1 protein-coding gene is annotated in these 243 nt (G+C 37.4%); it reads left to right on the top strand.

Translation table 11 applies throughout. The features are described from left to right. On the top strand, nt 1-182 hold a 182-nt coding region (locus G6047_RS16985; RefSeq protein ID WP_211165336.1), incomplete at its 5' end, for a hypothetical protein. Nucleotides 183-243: the final 61 nt, after the last annotated feature.

Below are 243 nucleotides of genomic sequence, written 5' to 3'. Positions count from 1 at the left end.
TAAACGGAATTCTGAATGGTAATCTTTCAATCGATAAAGGCTCACGAGCAATCGTTTATGGGATGGTAAATGGAAATATATCCAATTTCGGAACTTGCGAAATATACGGTGTAGTTGATGGGAACTTATCGGGAGAAACAGATCAAATTTTTATTGATCAAAATGGTAAGGTTAATGAGTAGCAACTACCCGCTAACAGCGGCTAAAAAAAAGCGCTCCATTTCGGTAACAGAAACTTCCATT

It is taken from the genome of Flavobacterium silvaticum (assembly GCF_012911565.1).
In the GTDB taxonomy this organism is placed as follows: domain Bacteria; phylum Bacteroidota; class Bacteroidia; order Flavobacteriales; family Flavobacteriaceae; genus Flavobacterium; species Flavobacterium silvaticum.
The sequence above is the reverse complement of the archived record's forward strand: the minus strand, read 5'-3'. Positions and strand labels throughout refer to the sequence as shown.